This is a genomic window from Olivibacter sp. LS-1 (genome assembly GCF_008245145.1).
In the GTDB taxonomy this organism is placed as follows: domain Bacteria; phylum Bacteroidota; class Bacteroidia; order Sphingobacteriales; family Sphingobacteriaceae; genus Olivibacter; species Olivibacter oleidegradans.
Map to the genome: position 1 here is coordinate 4366804 of NZ_CP041643.1, position 18401 is coordinate 4385204.

The window sequence follows — 18401 nt, forward strand, 5'->3', positions numbered from 1 at the left end:
ACAAATTAGTAGCCCGTGTTTTGCGTAAGATTTCCATTGATCTGGAGTTCAGATAAGGGAATGGGCCATAACTCATTCACACCCGCCTTGAAGTTGCGTCGTTGATAGATCAGATAACCTTCACCATCTACGGGAAAATCCTTATATTCAGCCGGGTTATCGGTCAATTTCATTCCCGTGAACTGCCTATTAAGTTCCTGTGCAGCGATACCCCATCGCAGCACATCAAAATACCGTAAGCCCTCGAATGCAAATTCAACCCGACGTTCCCGCCTTATCACCGACCGCAAGGTGTCTGTACCCGTAACGGTAATCTTCGGCATGGCAACATTCTGCCGTCCCCTCACCAAATTGATCGTTGCATCCAAAAGCGGTTGATCAATAGGGTCGCCCGCTTCCAGCTTAGATTCAAGGTAACCCAATAAAACTTCCGGATAACGGATAACAGCCCAGTTACCCCCAAAATTCATCAGGTTTCCATCGAAACTTTCATCCATGAATTTCCGTATGCAGTAACCACTCCAGTTATATCGATTAAACCTATCCGGCGAGGTGGTGCCGGGGCGCGCAATATAGGTCTGCCCCTTGAACACGCTTCTGTCAGAAATCAAAACGGTATAATCGAGGCGTGGATCTCTGTTTTCGTAAGGATCAGATGGATTGTACAGGCTAGATTCGCCAATCGGTTTTCCGTCTGTGCATTCAAATGCCTTCACCAATTCATTGTAGGGAGAAAACTGATGCCATCCTCCCCAAGTTTCCGGATAAAGGTATTGGGGCAAAACATGTCCGTATACATCTTCCTGATATTGTGAAGTGAGCACAAATTCACCGGAGGCCACGTTACTGGCCGAATACAACTTGGTAAAGTCAGCGTAAATATGATAAACATCAAACGCTATGATCTTTTTATAGCTCTCCGCAGCTTCCGCCCATTTTTGACGGGCCATTTGCAAACGGCCCAAGATGGCCAATGCTGCACCCGCTGTAATCCGCCCCTGTTCACTTGCAGGTCTGCTTGCCGGCAGAACTGCCGCACTTTCAATCAGCTCTGCTTCTGCAAAATCCCAAACTTCATCACGCGATGCCCGGATAACGTTGTTTGCTTCCTCGATGCTCAATACCTTGGTAACCAAAGGAACCCCTCCGAAATAAAGCGCCAGATTGAAATATTCATAAGCTCTTAACGTTTTGACTTCAGCTATCATAGCGGCTTTTTTGCTTTCATCCATTTGCACTTCGCCGATATGATCCAGAAAGTTGTTGCAGGCTGCCAGCTTTTGATAGGAATTCTTCCAATAGCCTTCGGTTACCCAATAGGCCGAGTTTAACGTACCATCCGTTACTCTATCCGGTATCAGCTCCTTTTCCGATCCGTTACCGGCCATCAGATCTAGGTACAGGAGACTTCTCGGAGTCCAGAAATCCTCTCCCTTCCAGCCTGACCCGTTGTGGTAGCAACCCACCAATGCCAACAGTGCATCTTTTTCTGTCTTCCAAAAAGTAGCATCCGAGACCGCATCCAGGGGCTGTCTGTCGAAAAAATCCTTGTTGCATGCTGCAAGAAATGTGCATGTGGCCAAAAGCAAGTAGCATAACCACTTTTGGCTAAAATATGTGATGAATTTCATTATGTTCATGATAAGAATTATCGATCGTTAAAAATTAACATTCAATCCAAAAGTATACACGGCGGTTATCGGATAAAAGGGTGTGTTATCACCTGTACCTTGCCCCATCTCCGGATCCCAGCCCTGATAAAAGCTGCTGAGGGAAAATAAATTCTGTCCGCTAAAGAAAATGCGTAATCTATCCAATCGCATTTTTCTGGTAATTTTCTCCGGGAAAGAGTACCCCAACTGAATATTCTTCAGGCGAAGAAAGCTTGCATTCCGATTCCAAAATGTCGAAGGCATAATCGTTCCGGACCCCATATTAAGACTGGTCAATTTGATATATTCCGCATTTCTATCCGGACTCTCGGCCCTCCATCTATTTTCGGCCTGCCACCGCTGGATCTGTCCGCCATTATAAAATGCGAATGCCTGATAAGAACCCATCTGACGATCAAAACCAGCCAATCCCTGAAGTAGAACAGACAGATCCACACCTTGGTAATCAAACCGAAGGGTAGCACCATAGCTAAACTTGGGTACGGTATTGCCGATAATCGTTCGGTCATTTGCCGGATCCACTACTCCATCGGGTGTGCCGTTGGGGCCACTTATATCGGCATATCGAACAAAACCGGGTTGCGCGGCATAAGGTTGCGTCGGATAGGCTGCAATATCGTTTTCGTCAACGAAAAGGCCGTCGGCAACATATCCATAAATAGCTCCCAACGGTTGCCCCACAAACAAATTCTTTGCAATATCTTGGGTTAGACCATCCGCCAATTTTGTTACCCGGTTTTTAGTATAGGTAAAATTCGGACTAAAGCCGATATTCAACTTTCCGATAGAGGTACGATAGTCCATCAGGAATTCGAACCCATTGTTTCGTACAGAGGCGGCGTTTACCTCAGATGGTGTCAATCCCAATACACTTGAAACCGTCAAATTATATAGAATATCGCGTGTACGCTTATCAAAATAGTCGATTACGAAGGCGAGTTTTCCTTTCATAAGCGAAAAATCGAGACCGATTCCCCTTACCTCTGTTGTCTCCCATGTAATATCGCTGTTTGCCAAGGTAGTTAAGCGCGCACCCGGGAGCAGTACACCGCCGATCGGGTAATTATTGCCCAAGCTCAATACATTCTGATAGGGATAATTACCAATGTTCTGATTTCCCAAGGTTCCCCATGAGGTGCGCAATTTCAGATTGTCGACGCCTTTTACATGATCCTTGAAAAAAGGTTCTTCCGAGATCCGCCAAGCGGCAGAAACAGAAGGAAACAGACCCCAACGCCCTTCGCTGGGAAAGCGGGAAGTCCCGTCGTACCGTGCATTCACCTCAAAAAGATAACGATCTGCCAATATATAGTTTACCCGGCCAAAAAACGAGCGCAAGCCCCATTCGGCAGCCGAGCCGGACGATTGCATATTGGCAGATGAGCCTGCATTTAGCTCGTGCAATAGATTGCTCGGAAAATCGTCGCGGAACGCGGTGGTCCAGTCTGAGCGGAATTTCTCTTCCGAGTAACCCGCTAATGCATTGACTGCGTGTTTCCCAAACGTTCGGTTAAACTGTAGTAACGATTGAAGCGTTAATAACGAGTTGTCGCCTGAATTAACGGTCAGATTGTTCGGACCAACCCGCTTATTTTGATCAAAAATAAAATCAGACGCAAAACTATTGTTCGTAAAATTATTATAATTATATCCTGCCTTACCACTCCAGATAAGACCAGGTACTATTTCCCAGGCAAGCTCTGCCCCTCCTAAAAAAAATTTGTTTGCACGATTCACGAAAGATTCGCTCGAAAGCCATGCTTCCGGGCTGTAATTGTCCTGATAACCAAAGGTGCCGTCGGACTTTCTGCCCGCATAAATAGGTCCTTGCCTGACGGCGAAACCGATCATGTTCATCATTTCGCCATCAAATTGCCTTGGTTCGTCGGTTTGTGCACTATTACCCGTCATATTGACCTTCAGCGTAAGGCCATCCAATATTTTACTATCCGAATTTAGCATGAAGTTATAACGGCGATAATTATTTTTGGCAACAACACCATCCTGATCCAGGTAGCCAAAAGAAAACAGATACGAGTTCTTATCCGAACCGCCGGAAAAAGAAACATTGTGATTCATCTGAAAGCCCGAGCCGGAAGACAACAGGTTTTTCAGGTGCGGCACGTTTGGATAATTGTCAGGGTCGACGCCCGACCGGAATTTATCAATCTCTTCAGCCGTATAGCTTAAAGCCTGTCCCATGTTACTGTTAGCTTCATTGAAAAGTTCCGCATATTCGGCCGAGCCGACAAAATCGGGGAGCTCTGTCACCTTTTGCCAGCCAACAGTATTATTATATGAAACGCGAAGGCGACCACTTGTACCGCGCTTCGTTTCGATCAAGATAACCCCGTTTGCACCTCGCGTACCATATATGGAGGCTGAAGCAGCATCTTTTAACACTGAAATACTCTTTATGTTATTGGGATCGATGTCGTTCATCGAAGCGGCCAGACCATCAATCAGCACCAACGGATCGTTTCCTGCACCCGAAAAGGTACCCTGCCCTCTGATCCGTATCGAAGCCGCATCATTTCCGGGACGCCCCGCACTCTGAGAAACCGAGACTCCCGTTGCTAAACCTGCAAGTGCCTGTGAGGCCTGAGTAATGGGTCGGTTTTCAATGTCGGCCGCAGAAACGGACGAAACGGAACCGGTTAGATTCACCTTTTTCTGCGTGCCATATCCCACTACCACCACTTCGTCCAGGTCTGTATAAGACTCGACTAATCTAACGTGTATAAATTCCCTGTTATTTACGGATATTTCCTGCTTCTCATAGCCGATATAGGTAAAAACCAATACAGCATCTCCGGAAACGTCAGACAAGATAAAGTTCCCCTTTTCGTCAGTCACGGAGGTCATGCTTGTTCCTTTTACATATATACTGATGCCCGGTAGCGGATTCCCATCGCCTGCCGAGACGACAGACCCCTTAACGATATTTTGGCGGGTAGCCTTTTGTTTTTCCCCGAGCGAATTTGGTTGGTATCTAACAGCAATTACATTTCCATCAATTTCTTTAAAATCTAGTTTAGTTTGCCTGCCGATTTCTTCCAAGATGGTTTTCAAGGAAGCTTCCTTGACGTTAAGGGTTATTTGCAACGGTATGGAAAGCAATTCCTTATTATAGGTAAAGGAGACGTTTGCTTGCTTTTCAATTATATTGAAAGCTTTCTGAATATGATCGGTTTTTAGGTTTATAGAAACCTTCTTGGAAGCTGCCGTTTGAGAAAGAGCAATCTCTGCCTTTAACACGGAAAACGAAAAACAGATCAAAAATAAAGGCAATCCGAATCCAAACGACATAAGTACAAGTTTCCGTTGATTAGTTTTTTTCATTATATTAGATTGTTTGATCAAAAATTGAACAGCGTCACTGTTGTGCCTGTGGAAAGAAGCAACAGCGACGGATCACGATGGCCGCTATTTCTAAAATAGCGGCCATTAAATTTAATGTGCGTCTACATATGTTAATACGGTTTATAATGTTAATATATTAGTTAGCGATCAGGCATCGATATTAAAATAAGCTTCCCTTTTTTCTCGTACCCAATATTTAAGGAAAACTTCATGGCCTCTAAAAGTGTACTTAATGACGTATTTTTATAGCGGCCGATCATCTGCAGCTTTCCAATATCCGGACGACTTAACTTAATTTTAATGTTGTACTTTCTCTGGATGGCCGGCAGGACATCAGCGAGGCTGTTGCCATCAAAAACAATGTCCCCCTGTTTCCATGCCAATACGGTTTCCAGATTTTGGTTCTTTAATACACGTGCTTTTGATTTCTCACTATAGATAATCAGGTCATTTCTGGTTAGCAGCCATTCTTTCTCATCATTTACGTCTTTTACACCCACTTTACCGGTTTTTACCGCAACCGTGAATTTTTCATCTTTATACGACTTTACATTGAAGGAAGTTCCATAGACTTTGACCCGCTTTTGTTCCGTTGCTATCATGAAGGGTACCTTTGTATTGTGTGCCACATCGAAAAATGCTTCCCCGCTTATTTTAACTTTTCGCTCTTTACCGTCAAATTGTTTGGGATATTCTATTTTTGAACCGGCATTGAGCCAAACTTTTGTCCCATCCGAAAGTAAAACGGAATCGATCCGGCCTAAAGCAACCTCTTTTGTAATGGACACCAGGTTTGTAGGCTCCGCTTTTGGCGCCTCGTTATGGCGCACGAAAAACCACATAGAAGTAACACCTAGCAGTATACTTGCCGCTACACCAACTTGCCAGCGTATCCTTTGCTTGTTTCTTCTACGAATAGTAGCGAGTTCCCGGTTCAGATCATCCCTTAATTGATCTGCTATCAAGGGGTCCAATTCGCCGGATTCCAATAATCTAAAAAATAGTGCTGCTTCAGATCTATTGGCAATTCCACTGAGGTAACGATGTATTAATGTTTTATAAAAATCCAGGTCTTCCATAATTGCTTATAGAAGTAAAGACAAAAAAAGCTGAAAACAGGCCACCCCTCTTTTCATTTTTTTTTACTTTTCTATAAAATAGATTCCAGGGTCAGAAACAGGACGAGGGGTAAATGTAAATCATGCTGTAGATACTTTTTTAACGTACTTACGCACCGAATCATGTGCTTTTTAATGGCACTTTTGGAAACGCCCAACATTTTTGAAGACTCTTCGTAACTTTTCCCTTCAACCCTACAGAGCTCAAACACCCGTTTTGTCTGTGCCGGCAATCGATCGAGTATTTCCTGAAGCTTTACTTGATATTCTTTATCAATAACATGTTGGTCAACACTATTGATACCCGATTCGAAACGCGCTAAAATTTGTTGTTGTTGGGCAAGGTCTGTTGCAATCTTGTGTAAATAGTTGAGTGTATAATTTTTCACGACGATGAATAGGTAAGATTCAAGCGATAAAACGTCGATAAGTTTGGTTCTTTCAGTCCAAATTTTTGCAAAAATTTCCTGTACAACATCTCCAACCAAATCCTCCGTTTTAATGTACCGCTTAACTACACGTAAAACTACGGGGTGATAAACCTTGTAGAACAGATTAAACGCGCTATGGTTTCCACAGCTAATAGCTTCCAAAACATCTTTAGTTATTTTGTTAGATGCCATAGCCCATTTATCTCCAAACTGTTCTTAGGTCCACAGAAATTTCGGTTTATATGTCAAATATACACATAAAGTTTACGTATGCAAATAGATCAGAAAGACCGCATCACATAAACGCGATACATGCCGTAAAAACAAGAAAGACGGAATATTGATTTCCAGATCTCGCTTTAAATCTGGACACGAAGGGCATGAAACCAAGTCAACGTTACTTTGAGTGACTTTCCGGTTTATTTTTTATTTGTTTCTTATAAATAATGATATCCGTCTGAGCCGATACTAAAGTATCCCCACCAGTTCGGTCAGTTTTTAGGGAGCGATATTTTCCTTCGGGTCAAAGTCGCTTCCCTCCATATACTTCAGTATGGATCTGTAAAGCTGATTAGCTTCCGGCCTTTGCATAATCTTATCTAGCCGCGACATGCACACCAGCAACTTTCCATCACCTACCTTAAACTCGAAAATCAACCCCAATTTATGATTCCGTTCCAGATTATCGACTACCTGTATAATGGGTCGGTAACGATGTGCCGTTAAGCTGAGATTTAACGGATTACTTTCTTTTATGATCGAAAACCATTGACAGTTCGTATGTAAATCCGTCGGGAATGAATTAAAAATCGGGTGTTGAGGATCCATTAATAACCCGAGCGTACCGGGAGAAACGCCTTAATATCAACTACCGTCAGATGTGATTTTCCTTTTATGCTGAGCTCCCCATTGAGCTAAAGCAGTAATGATATCTTTTAATGATTTACTGTATTCGGTAGGTATATATTCTACGACGACCGGCGTTTGATCGGCATATACATTTCTTTCAACTAAAAGATTTACTTCCAGTTTTTTCAATTCACTTGACAGCATTTTTGCGGAAATACCCTTTAAAGTACGCTGTATATCGTTGAACCTGGTATGTCCCCCTAAAATTGCAATCATCACCCTTATTGTCCACCTGCCGCCAAGAACATATAAAGCATCTTCAGTTGATGACAAACGATTCTTGCACTGTATCTGTGAATATTCCAATTTATTTACCGCCATTCCCTTCTGTTTTTTCTTTTAGCAACTAACCTAAAAGTTACTACTTACTTTAATGTAACTACTATAATTCGGTTAGCTAATATAGCTAATTTTGCAACACCCTGTTTTAAAAGAGGTAAAGAAATGAAAAAAATATTGCACATAATTTCAAGTCCGAAAAAAGCTAATTCTGCGAGTAGAATGCTGGGAAAAAAAGTGGCTGAAAAATTAAAGGAAAAATTTCAGCATGTGAAAATTAAGGAATACGATCTCAATACAATTCCGCATTTAAGCGAATCCCATATAAATGCCTTCTTTACATCTACTGAAAACCGAACAGATGAGCAGCAACGTGAAATAGCCATTTCCGATCGGGCCATTACTGATCTGATTGAAGCTGACATTTTAATAGTTGAAGCACCGATGTACAATTGGAATATCCCTTCAACATTGAAAGCGTACTTTGACCAGATCGCCAGACCCGGGCTCACATTCCGTTATACAGGAAAAGGAGCTTTACCGGAAGGATTACTGAAAGATAAAATTGCGTATATAGTAACTTCATCCGGTGGAATATATACGGAAGGAGAATTGAAGGCCTTCGATTTTACGACCAATTATGTCCGGTTTTTCCTTGAACTTATGGGAGTTGAAGTGGCCAATGTTTTCAGGGCAGACGCCCAAGCAATACTGGGCCCGGAAGATGCTATACGGAAAGGAATTGAAAGTATTGTTATAGCATAAACAATCTAGGAACACAAAACTCAAAAAAATACAAAAAGGGATCATTAAAACTTAAAAAACAAAATATGATTTTAGTTACGGGAGCAACGGGCCGGTTCGGCTCAAAAGCGGTTGAGTATTTATTGAAAAATGGAGTACATCCTTCGGAGATTTCCGTTTTGGTCAGAGATGCGGCCAAAGCAGGTCGCTTAAAAGAACAGGGTGTTCAGGTAAGAGAAGGTGATTATGCCGATCATACATCTATGATAAAAGCCTTTCAAGATGTGGAGAGATTGTTATTGGTTTCCAGCAATGATAGAGGAGCCATGGAGAACCGTACCCAACATCACAAAAATGCGATCAGGGCTGCTAAGGAAGCAGGCGTAAAACATCTTGTATATACATCCTTTGTAAGAAAACCAGGGTTTGAAGGTTCGCCCATAAGCGGCTTTCAAAATTCGCATGTTGAGTCCGAACAGTATTTAAAGGAAAGCGGCATGGAATACACGATACTTCAGAACGGTATTTATGCTGAAATGATTCCGGTATTTATCGGAGATAAGGTCGCTGAAAACGGAACAATCGTTTTTCCTGCCGGGGAAGGAAAAGCAAGCTGGGTGCTTCTGGAAGAACTGGCGGAAGCCGCTGCCAACGTTTTAACTACCGACGGGCATAAAGGTAAAACTTATACACTGACCCATACCGAATCGGTTGGTTTTAAAACCATAGCCGGGGAAATTTCCGCAGTATTGGGCCGGGATATCCATTATAAATCTCCCGAAATGGGTGAATTTAAAACAATGCTGGAAAATGCCGGAGTTCCGCAGCTGTATATTGGCATGTTTGCCATGTGGGCCGCAGCACTGGCAGCGCACAGCCTGGATAAAGATGATGAAGCATTGACCATGTTATTGGGCAGGAAGCCAACATCCGTTTGTGAATTTTTAAAACAGATTTATAGCTGACCTGCTCCCTATCGAAACTTTGAAAATAAAGTGCTGTCAGATTTTGACAGCACTTATCGGGGAATAAATGATTTCGCTAATGTTACCCGATAGTCAGTTATTTCATTCTTTCTTTACAACGGTGCCAATACAGGCTTCCCGCACGGCCTGTTCGTCGAGCCCCATATATCTGGCAAATTCAGGAAAAGTAACAGGTTGGTGAGGTCGCTTACCTAAAGCCACATGGACCGTCCGCAGCAGCCGTTGTGCATGGCGGATACCTTTTCCGGTAATGATGGTAACATCCTTGGGATAAATATAAAGTCTGTGCTGATTCATAACATACAGGTTTGGAGTCTTCGCTTCCTAAACGAAGACTAAGGTTCACAAAAACATATTATCCGGAGAGATGCCTCACCCCCTCTTTAGCCGATATCCACCCGCTACTTTACCGCTAAAAGCCCGTTTTTACTACCCTAAAGGCGAATATAGCGTGTATATACTGTGAATAGGCGGCGGATAGGACCCGAAGGAAGCCCCTAGTAAACCAGATCTCTCCCTTAGTTTCAAAAATAACGGGCAGTATAGAAACGGGCAAGGTTTATTTGGGTATAAAAGCGACATTAAGGAAAAAAGAAGCCTAAATAACACCATTAGCGACCCAGCGGTATAATACATGACAATTTATTTATTGTTAACAACACAGGTAAGCACTTACTTTATTAACACTGTAATTTGTTCTTTATAGTTGCATCTGTTGTCTTACGAATAAAGAATATTATTATTTTTTCCTGTCACACCAATATTCGTCTATTCTTGATCGTAACGGTTACTAATTCTTCCAGTAATCTTGGTGGACAGATTTCTAACGTAAAAAGGCAGTAAATCTTTTACTGATTTATCAGTTCTTAAAAACGGTCGTTAGTTCTTCAAACACGCGTATAATTTGTGTCGCCTGCTAAGAATTCCTCACCTTCCGGGCTAATGTTATACATTAAAATTTGCAGTGCATTATCATTAGGGCATGGAATCTCGATTCTCCAACCCCAATCAGGATTATCCGGCACTTCATAAGAACCTAATAAAATAATGTCACCTTGTTGATTGATTGTTCCGTAACAATTCATGATTTTTCCACTCATTCCCCAAGAATCGACCCATGAGGCAGTAACTCCGGCTTGTTTGTTGATGTTGCCAATTAATATTAAACCATCCTGGCCAACACCTTCATGTTGCCAGTCATAGCTTAGCATAAGGAATTTGTCATTGGCTATGGACTTAATCACCATGTTAGAAACGGAGATAAAGTCAGGATTGGGCAACCAACTCAGCACCAAACGATATGTGCCTTTCCAATGCCCAACAAATTTGCTGCTTAAGTTCGTTATTTTCATAGTTAGCCTTTTTTATATTTAATGATTCCCCGATTTTTACTTCCTGCTAGAATTGATAGTTTAAAGTTATTACTTCAGCTGAATTTCTGCAAACTAACGTTTTTCGCCGTTTCCGAACATTCTATACGTAGCAATCCCAAATATGATTACGCACATTCGCTATCTGACTAGATATTCCCAAGATTTGCTTCTTCGTCACTTTGGTGACGCCGTGTAAGAAAAGTCCCTAACAGTAGACCCGTAGATTCAAAATATCTTTTTTGTAGCGGCCGGAATTATTTATTATAAAAAAGATGTTTACAATACACTGGGGAAAAAATCTGAATACCATACCAGATAGGATATATCCTCGATTATATTATCAAAATATTACCGTCGTTTTCTTGGTACATAAAAACGTCCGTTTTTTGGTCTTTTTAACTATTCATGCTACGCATTTTCTTAAACTAAGATTATTTAGTTTAATATTGTGCCTGCCTGAGCTGTACTTTTAGAACTGGCCTAAGTTAGGTGACTGAAGGTCTGCTTTATTTTGAAGTCGTTTGTAATAATACCACGCCATTATTTTTAACAGTAAAATTTTAAAAGTTAACCAATTTTTGTAAAATCCATGAGGTGACGTTCACTTTTATTCTACCGTTCATACAATTTCCCTGTATTCCCGCCTGCTTCAGCATATTCTTTTCGTCTTCACCACTAATTTATTCGCTTTCACGAATATGAAAGCCAATGCGCCCTCAAGATCACTAACTTTGATACTGTCAGGGCTATACAATATATGGTCTTTTGGTGTAAGGCCAACCAAAAGTGAGCGTCATCAGAAAAAAACATTCGGCTAGATTATGAAAGAAACTTTTAACATACGGGTAAATAAAAAATCGCATAAGGTCCATGCTGAACCAGACACACCCTTGCTTTACATCTTGCGGAACGAACTGTTTCTCAATGGGCCGAAATTCGGTTGCGGGCAGTCGTTATGTGGAGCATGTATGGTACTGCTAAACGGCGTAGCTAGGACTTCTTGCACCTTGGCAATCAGTGCAGTCGGTGATGCGCAAATAACCACATTGGAAGGGTTGCAAACGAAGAAAGGCGAGCTGCATGCCGTGCAACAGGCATTTTTGGAAGAACAGGCCGCTCAGTGTGGTTATTGCCTGAATGGATTGGTCGTGGCGTCGGTATCTCTGCTCAAGCGCAATCCAAATCCATCAGAACAGGAAATTAAAAATGGTTTGCAGTTGAATATTTGCCGTTGCGGCATTCATGCGAGGGCAATCAGGGCCGTAAAAAACGCAGCAAATCGTTAAACTATGCAGGAACCAACAACCACGAGAAGGAAATTCATCCAGTCTATCGGGCTACTCAGCATCGGTTTCTCCATGCTCGACCTGGCCTGTGACCGGAAAACCGACGACAACGAGACAATAACCGAACCTGCGATGAGAACCGATCCCGTAGATGGCGACCGAATCGACTCCTGGCTACAGGTACTGGAAGACGGAAGAATTAAGATACTAACGGGCAAGATCGAGCTGGGCCAGGGGATCATGACGGCGATTATGCAGATTGCTGCCGAGGAACTGAATACCTGCATGAACCTGATCGAGATTCATGTCGCCGAAACGGGCTACACCCCGGATGAAGGGTATACGCTGGGGAGTATGTCCATCGAAACCAGCGGCATGGCCGTGCGAAATGCCGCGGCATGTGCAAGGGAACGACTTCTGGAGCTGGCAGCGGACAAGCTCGGGCTTGGAAAAGCGACCCTGTCCTTAGAAGATGCAATGATCAGCGGCAGCGGAAAATCAATCGCCATTCAGGAGTTGTTGGCCGGTCAGCAACTCACCCAAACCGTTACCCTACCGGAAACCATCTTTGCAAAAACGGTAAGGAAATACGTTGGAAAGCCTTTGATCCGAAAGGATATCGAAGATATTCTAGTAGCTAAGACCTATTTTCTCCATGACCTACGCTTCCCCGGAATGGTCCATGCCCGCATGATCAGGCCTCCGGCACATGGAGCAAAGCTGGCTTCCGTCGACAAACTTGCAATCAGCAAACTCGAAGGTTTGCAAAAAGCAGTACAGATAGGCAGCTTCCTCGGGGTCATCGCTCCTGAGGAATTCCAGGCCATCAAGCTTGCCAATCAGATCAAAACCCTTTTAAAATGGGAAATGGGATCGCCCCTTCCTGCTAGTGAACCTTTACCGGGCCACTTGAAGTCTTTGCCGGCAGCATCCGAAACAGACAGGGAGACCGAGCACTGGCGGGAACGAATTATCTCGACGTCGGCAATTGTCCATCGAGCCTCTTATTTCAAGCCATACATCATGCACGCTGCCAACGGGCCTTCCTGTGCCATAGCGCTGTTCAAAGCGGGAAAATTATGGGTGTGGACACACTGTCAGGGGGTCTACCCACTCAGGGATGCACTCGCCGGGCTCCTGGATATGCTCCCGCAGAATATCCATGTTAAAGGCGTGCCCGGTTCAGGGTGCTACGGCCACAACGGGGCTGACGACGTTGCGGCAGAAGCAGCATTGCTTGCGGTGAACTATCCGGGCAAACATATACGGTTGCAGTGGATGCGCGATGAGGAAAACGGTTGGGAGCCCTATAGTACGGCCATGATTATGGAATTGGCGGCAGGCCTGGATGATAGTGGTCGCATCCGCGGATGGAAGTATGATCTGTGGTCGGATGTGCACGGAACAAGGCCCGGAGGTGATGCCGCCAACCTACTGCCTGCATGGTATATCGATAAAGGATATAGCCCTCCCGAGTCAGGTTTCCGGGGAGGGGCGACCCGTAATGCCGAGCCGTACTATCGTATCGAGCACATGAAACTGCAATCGCACATATTTACCGGGCCGTTGCGTAGATCATCCATCAGAGGGCTGGGGGCCTATGCCAATATCTTCGCCATCGAATCCTTCATGGATGAACTGGCGGTAAAGGCGGGTATGGATCCGATTAGCTTCCGGCTCAGGCACCTGGAAGACAGCAGGGCCAGCTACTGCCTAAAGTTACTGGTTAAAAACACCAAGAATGTGACAGTGGGGAAAGATGGCGGGTTGGGGTATGCTTTTTCACGGTACAAGAATTCTGCCGCTTATTGCGCGGTAGCCGCTTTGGTCTCCATCAATCGACAGAATGGAAAAGTCAGCGTAAAGAAATTGTGGGCAGTGGTCGATGCAGGTGAAACCATCAATTCGGACGGATTGAAGAACCAGATTGAAGGCGGGATGATCCAGTCCGTCAGTTGGGGGTTGATGGAATCCGTGACGTTCGATGCTACCCACATCACCAGTCTCAATTGGGCGTCATATCCCATTCTACGGTTCAATGATGCGCCGGACACCGATGTTGAGGTAATCGACCGGGTGGATGAACGTCCGTTGGGAGCCGGCGAGGCCGCGCAGGGGCCTACAATTGCCGCACTGGTCAATGCAGTATACAATGCTACGGGTATACGGATTAGGGATCTGCCCATTAACCCGGATCTACTCCGTCGGCCTTCCCAAACAGCATCTATACATAACAATACATAGATAGGTCACAATGCCAGTAACTGTTTGAAAATTGGTAAATTCGTTGCGATGACAACACATTTTCCAGCTGTTGATAACGGTCGTACGCGTAAACGATTATCGCTGCCCAGACGTACCATCTTGGCTGTTTCGCTGGCAATGGGCTTTTTCCTTATCTATCCCAATATCGCAAAACTGCTGCAGGGAACCCATGCAGAATATCTCCAAAACGGCAGTACAGTCGGATATGTCACTTTCTTCGTATTTAGGTATCTGTATTTCAGTCTCTTGTGTTATATCCTGCTAAAGAAGGGCATTACCGAAGGTTTTGAAACGAAAATTTATCGGACGGGACTATGGACGTTCGGTATTGCCGTGGTTGCTTACCTGCTTTATGTAGCGATTTCCTACATATCGGACAAGGTGCTGGATTGGTTCAGCGTCATCCTCCTTTTCCAGTTCATGACCATGTGGGCAGTCTGTACATTGATGGGATATGCCTATTCGTTGTATGCACAAAAACTGGAACGGGAGCAGGAAATAGAACAGCTGAGACTGGATAACCTCCAAAGCCAATATGAAGCGCTCACGAACCAAGTAAACCCCCATTTTTTTTTCAATTCGCTTAATTCACTCTCCGCATTGGTCCGTAACGGCGATGAGGGGCAAACGCTCACATATATACAGAACCTTTCCAATGTTTTCCGTTATGTATTGGGAAGCGAAGGTAGGGGCCTGGTGTCGCTTGAAGACGAACTGGCCTTCCTCGATGCCTTTTATTTCCTTCAGCGCACGCGGCATGGTGACCATTTTTGCTACAAGATATCGATTCCAGGTGACAATAAAGACTTGGAATTGCCTGTGCTATCGTTGTTGCCAATACTTGAAAACATCCCTAAGCACAATGTAATTAACGGTGTAACGCCAATGGAAGTATCCATCAGTATCAATACGGAGCAAGAGTTGGTGGTGACCAACCCCATACGCAAGAAAATTGACCAGCCTGGAGGTAGAAATGGAATCGGCATCGCTAACCTACAAAGTCGTTTTCGACTGCTGATGGGCAAAGATATTGTCATTTCAGATAATGGGACGCAGTTCACGGTACGCCTCCCGTTAAAACAAAAAGAAGTATAACTATGAACGTGCTGATTGTTGAAGACGAGCCGTTAGCGGCAACAAATCTTGAAAAGATACTGAATGAAGTGGCTCCCGATATCCGGCAGATAAGTCGGACGGAAGGTGTGGAACAAACCGTGTCCTGGCTCGCCCGGCACGCTCAGGAGGTGGAGCTCATCTTCATGGATATCCACCTGTCTGACGGATCGGCCTTTTCCATATTCCAGGCCGCTGAAATCGATGTGCCAGTGATTTTCACGACCGCATACGACCAATATGCTCTCCAAGCGTTCAAGGTAAACAGCATCGACTACCTGTTGAAACCCATTGATATCAGTCAGCTGGAGCGGGCTCTTCATAAATTCAGGAAGTTCAGCCGGAGTGACGTGAGTCGGTATCTTTCCAAACTGGTGAAGATGGAACCCTACTGGCGGTTCCCGGAAAAAATCCTATTGCCTATACATGATAAACTTATACCCGTTCCGGTTAATGAAATCTCTTGTTTTTACAGCACCAACGACCATACATCCATCCTTACCAAGGATGGAAAAAAGTTGCCCTATAATAAGCGATTGGAAAATATTATGCTATCCCTTGACCCCAATAGCTTTTTTCGGGCAAACAAGCAATTCATTATCGCCAAGCGGGCCATCGAAGGCATTACCATTTGGTTCGATAACAGGCTGCTGGTTTCCCTGGACACCGAAACCCCGGAAAGTCTCTACGTCAGTAAAAACCGTGCTTCTGAGTTCCGGCAATGGGTTGCGAGTTGACATATTTGCCAACGCCTTGATTTACTAACGCCTTGTCAATGAGCAATTAGTTGGAGAGGCTATCGAACCTATCTCTAAAAGACATAATCGTTTGCATAAAATCGGCTTTGAGGAGGGAAAACCGGAAATCTGTCTTGATAGTGGTCCTAAACGGATTAGACAGGTTGTTGAAAATTCGCTTAAAAGTCTAAGGACAGATTACATAGACCCGAACGTACCAATGGAAGATGTAGCGGGAACAGTAAAAGACCTTATTGCTAAGGGAAAGGTAAAACATTTTGGATTGAGCGAACGGGATTTTAATTCAAGTAAAGACGGTTTGGATGCCATTCGCAAAGCACACGCCATACAACCCGTAACAGCTATACAAAGTGAATATTCGGTGATGACCCGTAATCCCGAAAATGGCGTTTTGAGTTTGTGTGAAGAATTGGGGATAGACTTTGTACAGTATAGCCCGTTAAGTCGTGGTCTTATTTCGGAATATATCAATGAGCGGACAAAATACAATCCAATTAATGATAACAGGATTTTATTACCTCGGTATGAGCCCGAAAACATCGTTGCTAATTGGGGCATAATAGATGTTTTTAAAGAATTTGGTCACCACAGGGGTTAACCGTAGCACAGGTTGGTATAGCTAGGTTATTGGCTTAGAAACCATTTGTTGTTCCAGTGGTAGGTACAACCAAATTGGCACACTTACAGGAAAATATGTGGTCGGCAGATTACGAATTTACCACAGAGGAGTTAGCAAAACTCACTGGAAATTTATCCTAGAATATCCAACTGACGTTTCGCGTGGTGTTTTAGAGATTAATTTTATACTTTTAGCGGTATCATCTATAAAACAAACCGCCATGGAGAGCGAAATTTTAAAGTTAGAAGCACAACTTATTACAGCCATCTTAAACAGCAATGTAGAGGTACTGGATCAGTTGCTTCACGATGAGTTGCTATTTGTTAATCACCTGGGAATGGTGCTTTCCAAAAAGGAGGATATGGCCCCTCATATCAGCGGGGATTTAAAAATTACCGAACTGGCTGCCTCAGAACGGCAGTTGCACCTATTCGGAGATATCTGAAAAGTGGTGGTCACTAAGGAGATTAGGGGCGTTTACCTGAACCAGCCATTTGAAAGCCGTGTTAAGTTTACCAGAGTCTGGAAGTTATTTAACGGGGACTGGAAGGTGATTACTGCAAGCAGCGTGCTTTGCTAAGCACATAAACGACTTTACATCGGGTTATATACTTGCCGGAAAATGATGCAATCAGTCGTAGGATAGCTCTAATAAAATGTGCTTTACAGAACCTTCTGCAGCAGAAAATCTAACCGACTCACTTTGCTTTCAAGCGGATCCATACCGGTGCATGGTCGCTGCTCTTTTCCCAGCCACGGACATGTCGGTCGATGCCGCCCTCGATCAACCGGGGTGCAATTTTGGGGCTTAGCAAAATGTGATCCAATCGGAGGCCTGCATTACGCCCATAGGCATTCCAGAGGTAATCCCAAAAGGTATAGACTGCCTGATCGAGAAATAGCCTACGGATCGAATCCATCCATCCCTGTTTGAGCAGGGATTTAAATTCTTTTCTTGCTTCCATGCGGTACAGGGCGTTGTTCTCCCATTTTTGGGGTTTATAAACGTCCAGCTCTGTAGGGATAATGTTAAAATCACCGATCAGAATGGCGGGAATGTCCATCTTTATCAGCTGGCCAGCCCGCTTCTTAAAGCGTTTGATCCAGGCCATCTTATAGTCAAACTTAGGCCCTGGATAAGGGTTGCCGTTGGGCAGATACAAACAGCAGATAAGCGTGTCATCAATGATCGCCTCGAGGTACCGACTATGGTTATCTTCCACGTTACCGGGAAGCACGCGGGTCACCTCTGTGATCTCTCCCAATTTCGATAAAATTGCCACCCCGTTCCAACTTTTCTGACCGTGCCAGATAGCTTGGTAACCTGCCTCGTGGATGGCTTTTAAGGGAAAGCGGTTTTGGGGCGCTTTGAGTTCCTGCAAACACACCACATCAGGTTCTTCTTCCCGTAGCCAGCGGAGCAGAACGGGTAAACGGCCATTGATGCCGTTGATATTGAACGTCGCAATTTTCATGAAATAAGG

General features: G+C 44.1%; 16 protein-coding genes and 1 pseudogene. 8 read left to right on the top strand and 9 right to left on the bottom strand.

Annotated elements, in window-relative coordinates; genetic code table 11:
* Window positions 1–5 precede the first annotated feature (5 nt).
* From FKG96_RS18020 to FKG96_RS18045, 6 genes are all read right to left on the bottom strand, one after another.
* Window positions 6–1631, bottom strand: coding sequence for a RagB/SusD family nutrient uptake outer membrane protein (locus FKG96_RS18020; RefSeq protein WP_246860299.1), 1626 nt, complete (start codon window positions 1629–1631; stop codon window positions 6–8).
* A 27-nt stretch (window positions 1632–1658) separates the two neighbouring features.
* Window positions 1659–5015, bottom strand: coding sequence for a TonB-dependent receptor (locus tag FKG96_RS18025; protein WP_149105763.1), 3357 nt, complete (start codon window positions 5013–5015; stop codon window positions 1659–1661).
* A 161-nt stretch (window positions 5016–5176) separates the two neighbouring features.
* The gene (locus FKG96_RS18030; RefSeq protein WP_149105764.1) at window positions 5177–6115 is read right to left on the bottom strand and encodes a FecR family protein; all 939 of its coding nucleotides are present in this window, start codon (window positions 6113–6115) and stop codon (window positions 5177–5179) included.
* A gap of 71 nt (window positions 6116–6186) precedes the next feature.
* The gene (locus tag FKG96_RS18035; protein ID WP_149105765.1) at window positions 6187–6777 is read right to left on the bottom strand and encodes an RNA polymerase sigma factor; all 591 of its coding nucleotides are present in this window, start codon (window positions 6775–6777) and stop codon (window positions 6187–6189) included.
* Window positions 6778–7083: 306 nt separating this feature from the next.
* Window positions 7084–7413, bottom strand: coding sequence for a hypothetical protein (locus FKG96_RS18040; RefSeq protein ID WP_149105766.1), 330 nt, complete (start codon window positions 7411–7413; stop codon window positions 7084–7086).
* Between the two features lie 36 nt (window positions 7414–7449).
* Complete coding sequence (locus tag FKG96_RS18045) at window positions 7450–7815, bottom strand: helix-turn-helix domain-containing protein (protein ID WP_149105767.1); 366 nt, start codon at window positions 7813–7815, stop codon at window positions 7450–7452.
* A 123-nt stretch (window positions 7816–7938) separates the two neighbouring features.
* Between FKG96_RS18045 and FKG96_RS18050 the strand changes: the two genes are divergently transcribed.
* Both FKG96_RS18050 and FKG96_RS18055 read left to right on the top strand, forming a co-directional pair.
* Entirely contained in the window at window positions 7939–8538 is a 600-nt protein-coding gene (locus FKG96_RS18050; RefSeq protein WP_149105768.1) for an FMN-dependent NADH-azoreductase, read from the top strand.
* A 65-nt stretch (window positions 8539–8603) separates the two neighbouring features.
* Window positions 8604–9482, top strand: a complete 879-nt coding sequence (locus FKG96_RS18055) for an SDR family oxidoreductase (RefSeq protein WP_149105769.1) — start codon at window positions 8604–8606, stop codon at window positions 9480–9482.
* A 102-nt stretch (window positions 9483–9584) separates the two neighbouring features.
* On the opposite strand, the gene FKG96_RS18060 is transcribed toward FKG96_RS18055, so the two are convergent.
* Window positions 9585–9800, bottom strand: coding sequence for a hypothetical protein (locus FKG96_RS18060; protein ID WP_130855507.1), 216 nt, complete (start codon window positions 9798–9800; stop codon window positions 9585–9587).
* Window positions 9801–10390: 590 nt separating this feature from the next.
* Window positions 10391–10855 carry a DUF1579 family protein gene (locus FKG96_RS18065; protein WP_149105770.1) on the bottom strand — a complete coding sequence of 155 codons (465 nt, stop codon included), beginning with the start codon at window positions 10853–10855 and terminating at the stop codon, window positions 10391–10393.
* 842 nt (window positions 10856–11697) lie between these two features.
* Between FKG96_RS18065 and FKG96_RS18070 the strand changes: the two genes are divergently transcribed.
* The 6 genes and pseudogenes from FKG96_RS18070 (at window position 11698) to FKG96_RS18095 (ending at window position 17362) form a co-directional block, all read left to right on the top strand.
* Entirely contained in the window at window positions 11698–12162 is a 465-nt protein-coding gene (locus FKG96_RS18070) for a (2Fe-2S)-binding protein (RefSeq protein WP_149105771.1), read from the top strand.
* 3 nt (window positions 12163–12165) lie between these two features.
* The gene (locus FKG96_RS18075) at window positions 12166–14406 is read left to right on the top strand and encodes a molybdopterin cofactor-binding domain-containing protein (RefSeq protein ID WP_210421315.1); all 2241 of its coding nucleotides are present in this window, start codon (window positions 12166–12168) and stop codon (window positions 14404–14406) included.
* Window positions 14407–14454: 48 nt separating this feature from the next.
* Window positions 14455–15522 carry a sensor histidine kinase gene (locus FKG96_RS18080; RefSeq protein ID WP_149105772.1) on the top strand — a complete coding sequence of 356 codons (1068 nt, stop codon included), beginning with the start codon at window positions 14455–14457 and terminating at the stop codon, window positions 15520–15522.
* A gap of 2 nt (window positions 15523–15524) precedes the next feature.
* Entirely contained in the window at window positions 15525–16277 is a 753-nt protein-coding gene (locus tag FKG96_RS18085; protein WP_149105773.1) for a LytTR family DNA-binding domain-containing protein, read from the top strand.
* 49 nt (window positions 16278–16326) lie between these two features.
* Window positions 16327–16896, top strand: a pseudogene (locus FKG96_RS18090) (aldo/keto reductase); the annotation flags it as partial.
* A gap of 241 nt (window positions 16897–17137) precedes the next feature.
* A complete protein-coding gene (locus FKG96_RS18095; RefSeq protein ID WP_149105775.1) occupies window positions 17138–17362 on the top strand; it encodes a nuclear transport factor 2 family protein in 225 nt (74 codons plus the stop codon).
* Between the two features lie 253 nt (window positions 17363–17615).
* Here FKG96_RS18095 and xth read toward each other — a convergent pair whose 3' ends face one another.
* Window positions 17616–18392: an exodeoxyribonuclease III gene (xth, locus tag FKG96_RS18100; protein WP_149105776.1), complete on the bottom strand. Its 777-nt coding sequence runs from the start codon at window positions 18390–18392 to the stop codon at window positions 17616–17618.
* Window positions 18393–18401: the final 9 nt, after the last annotated feature.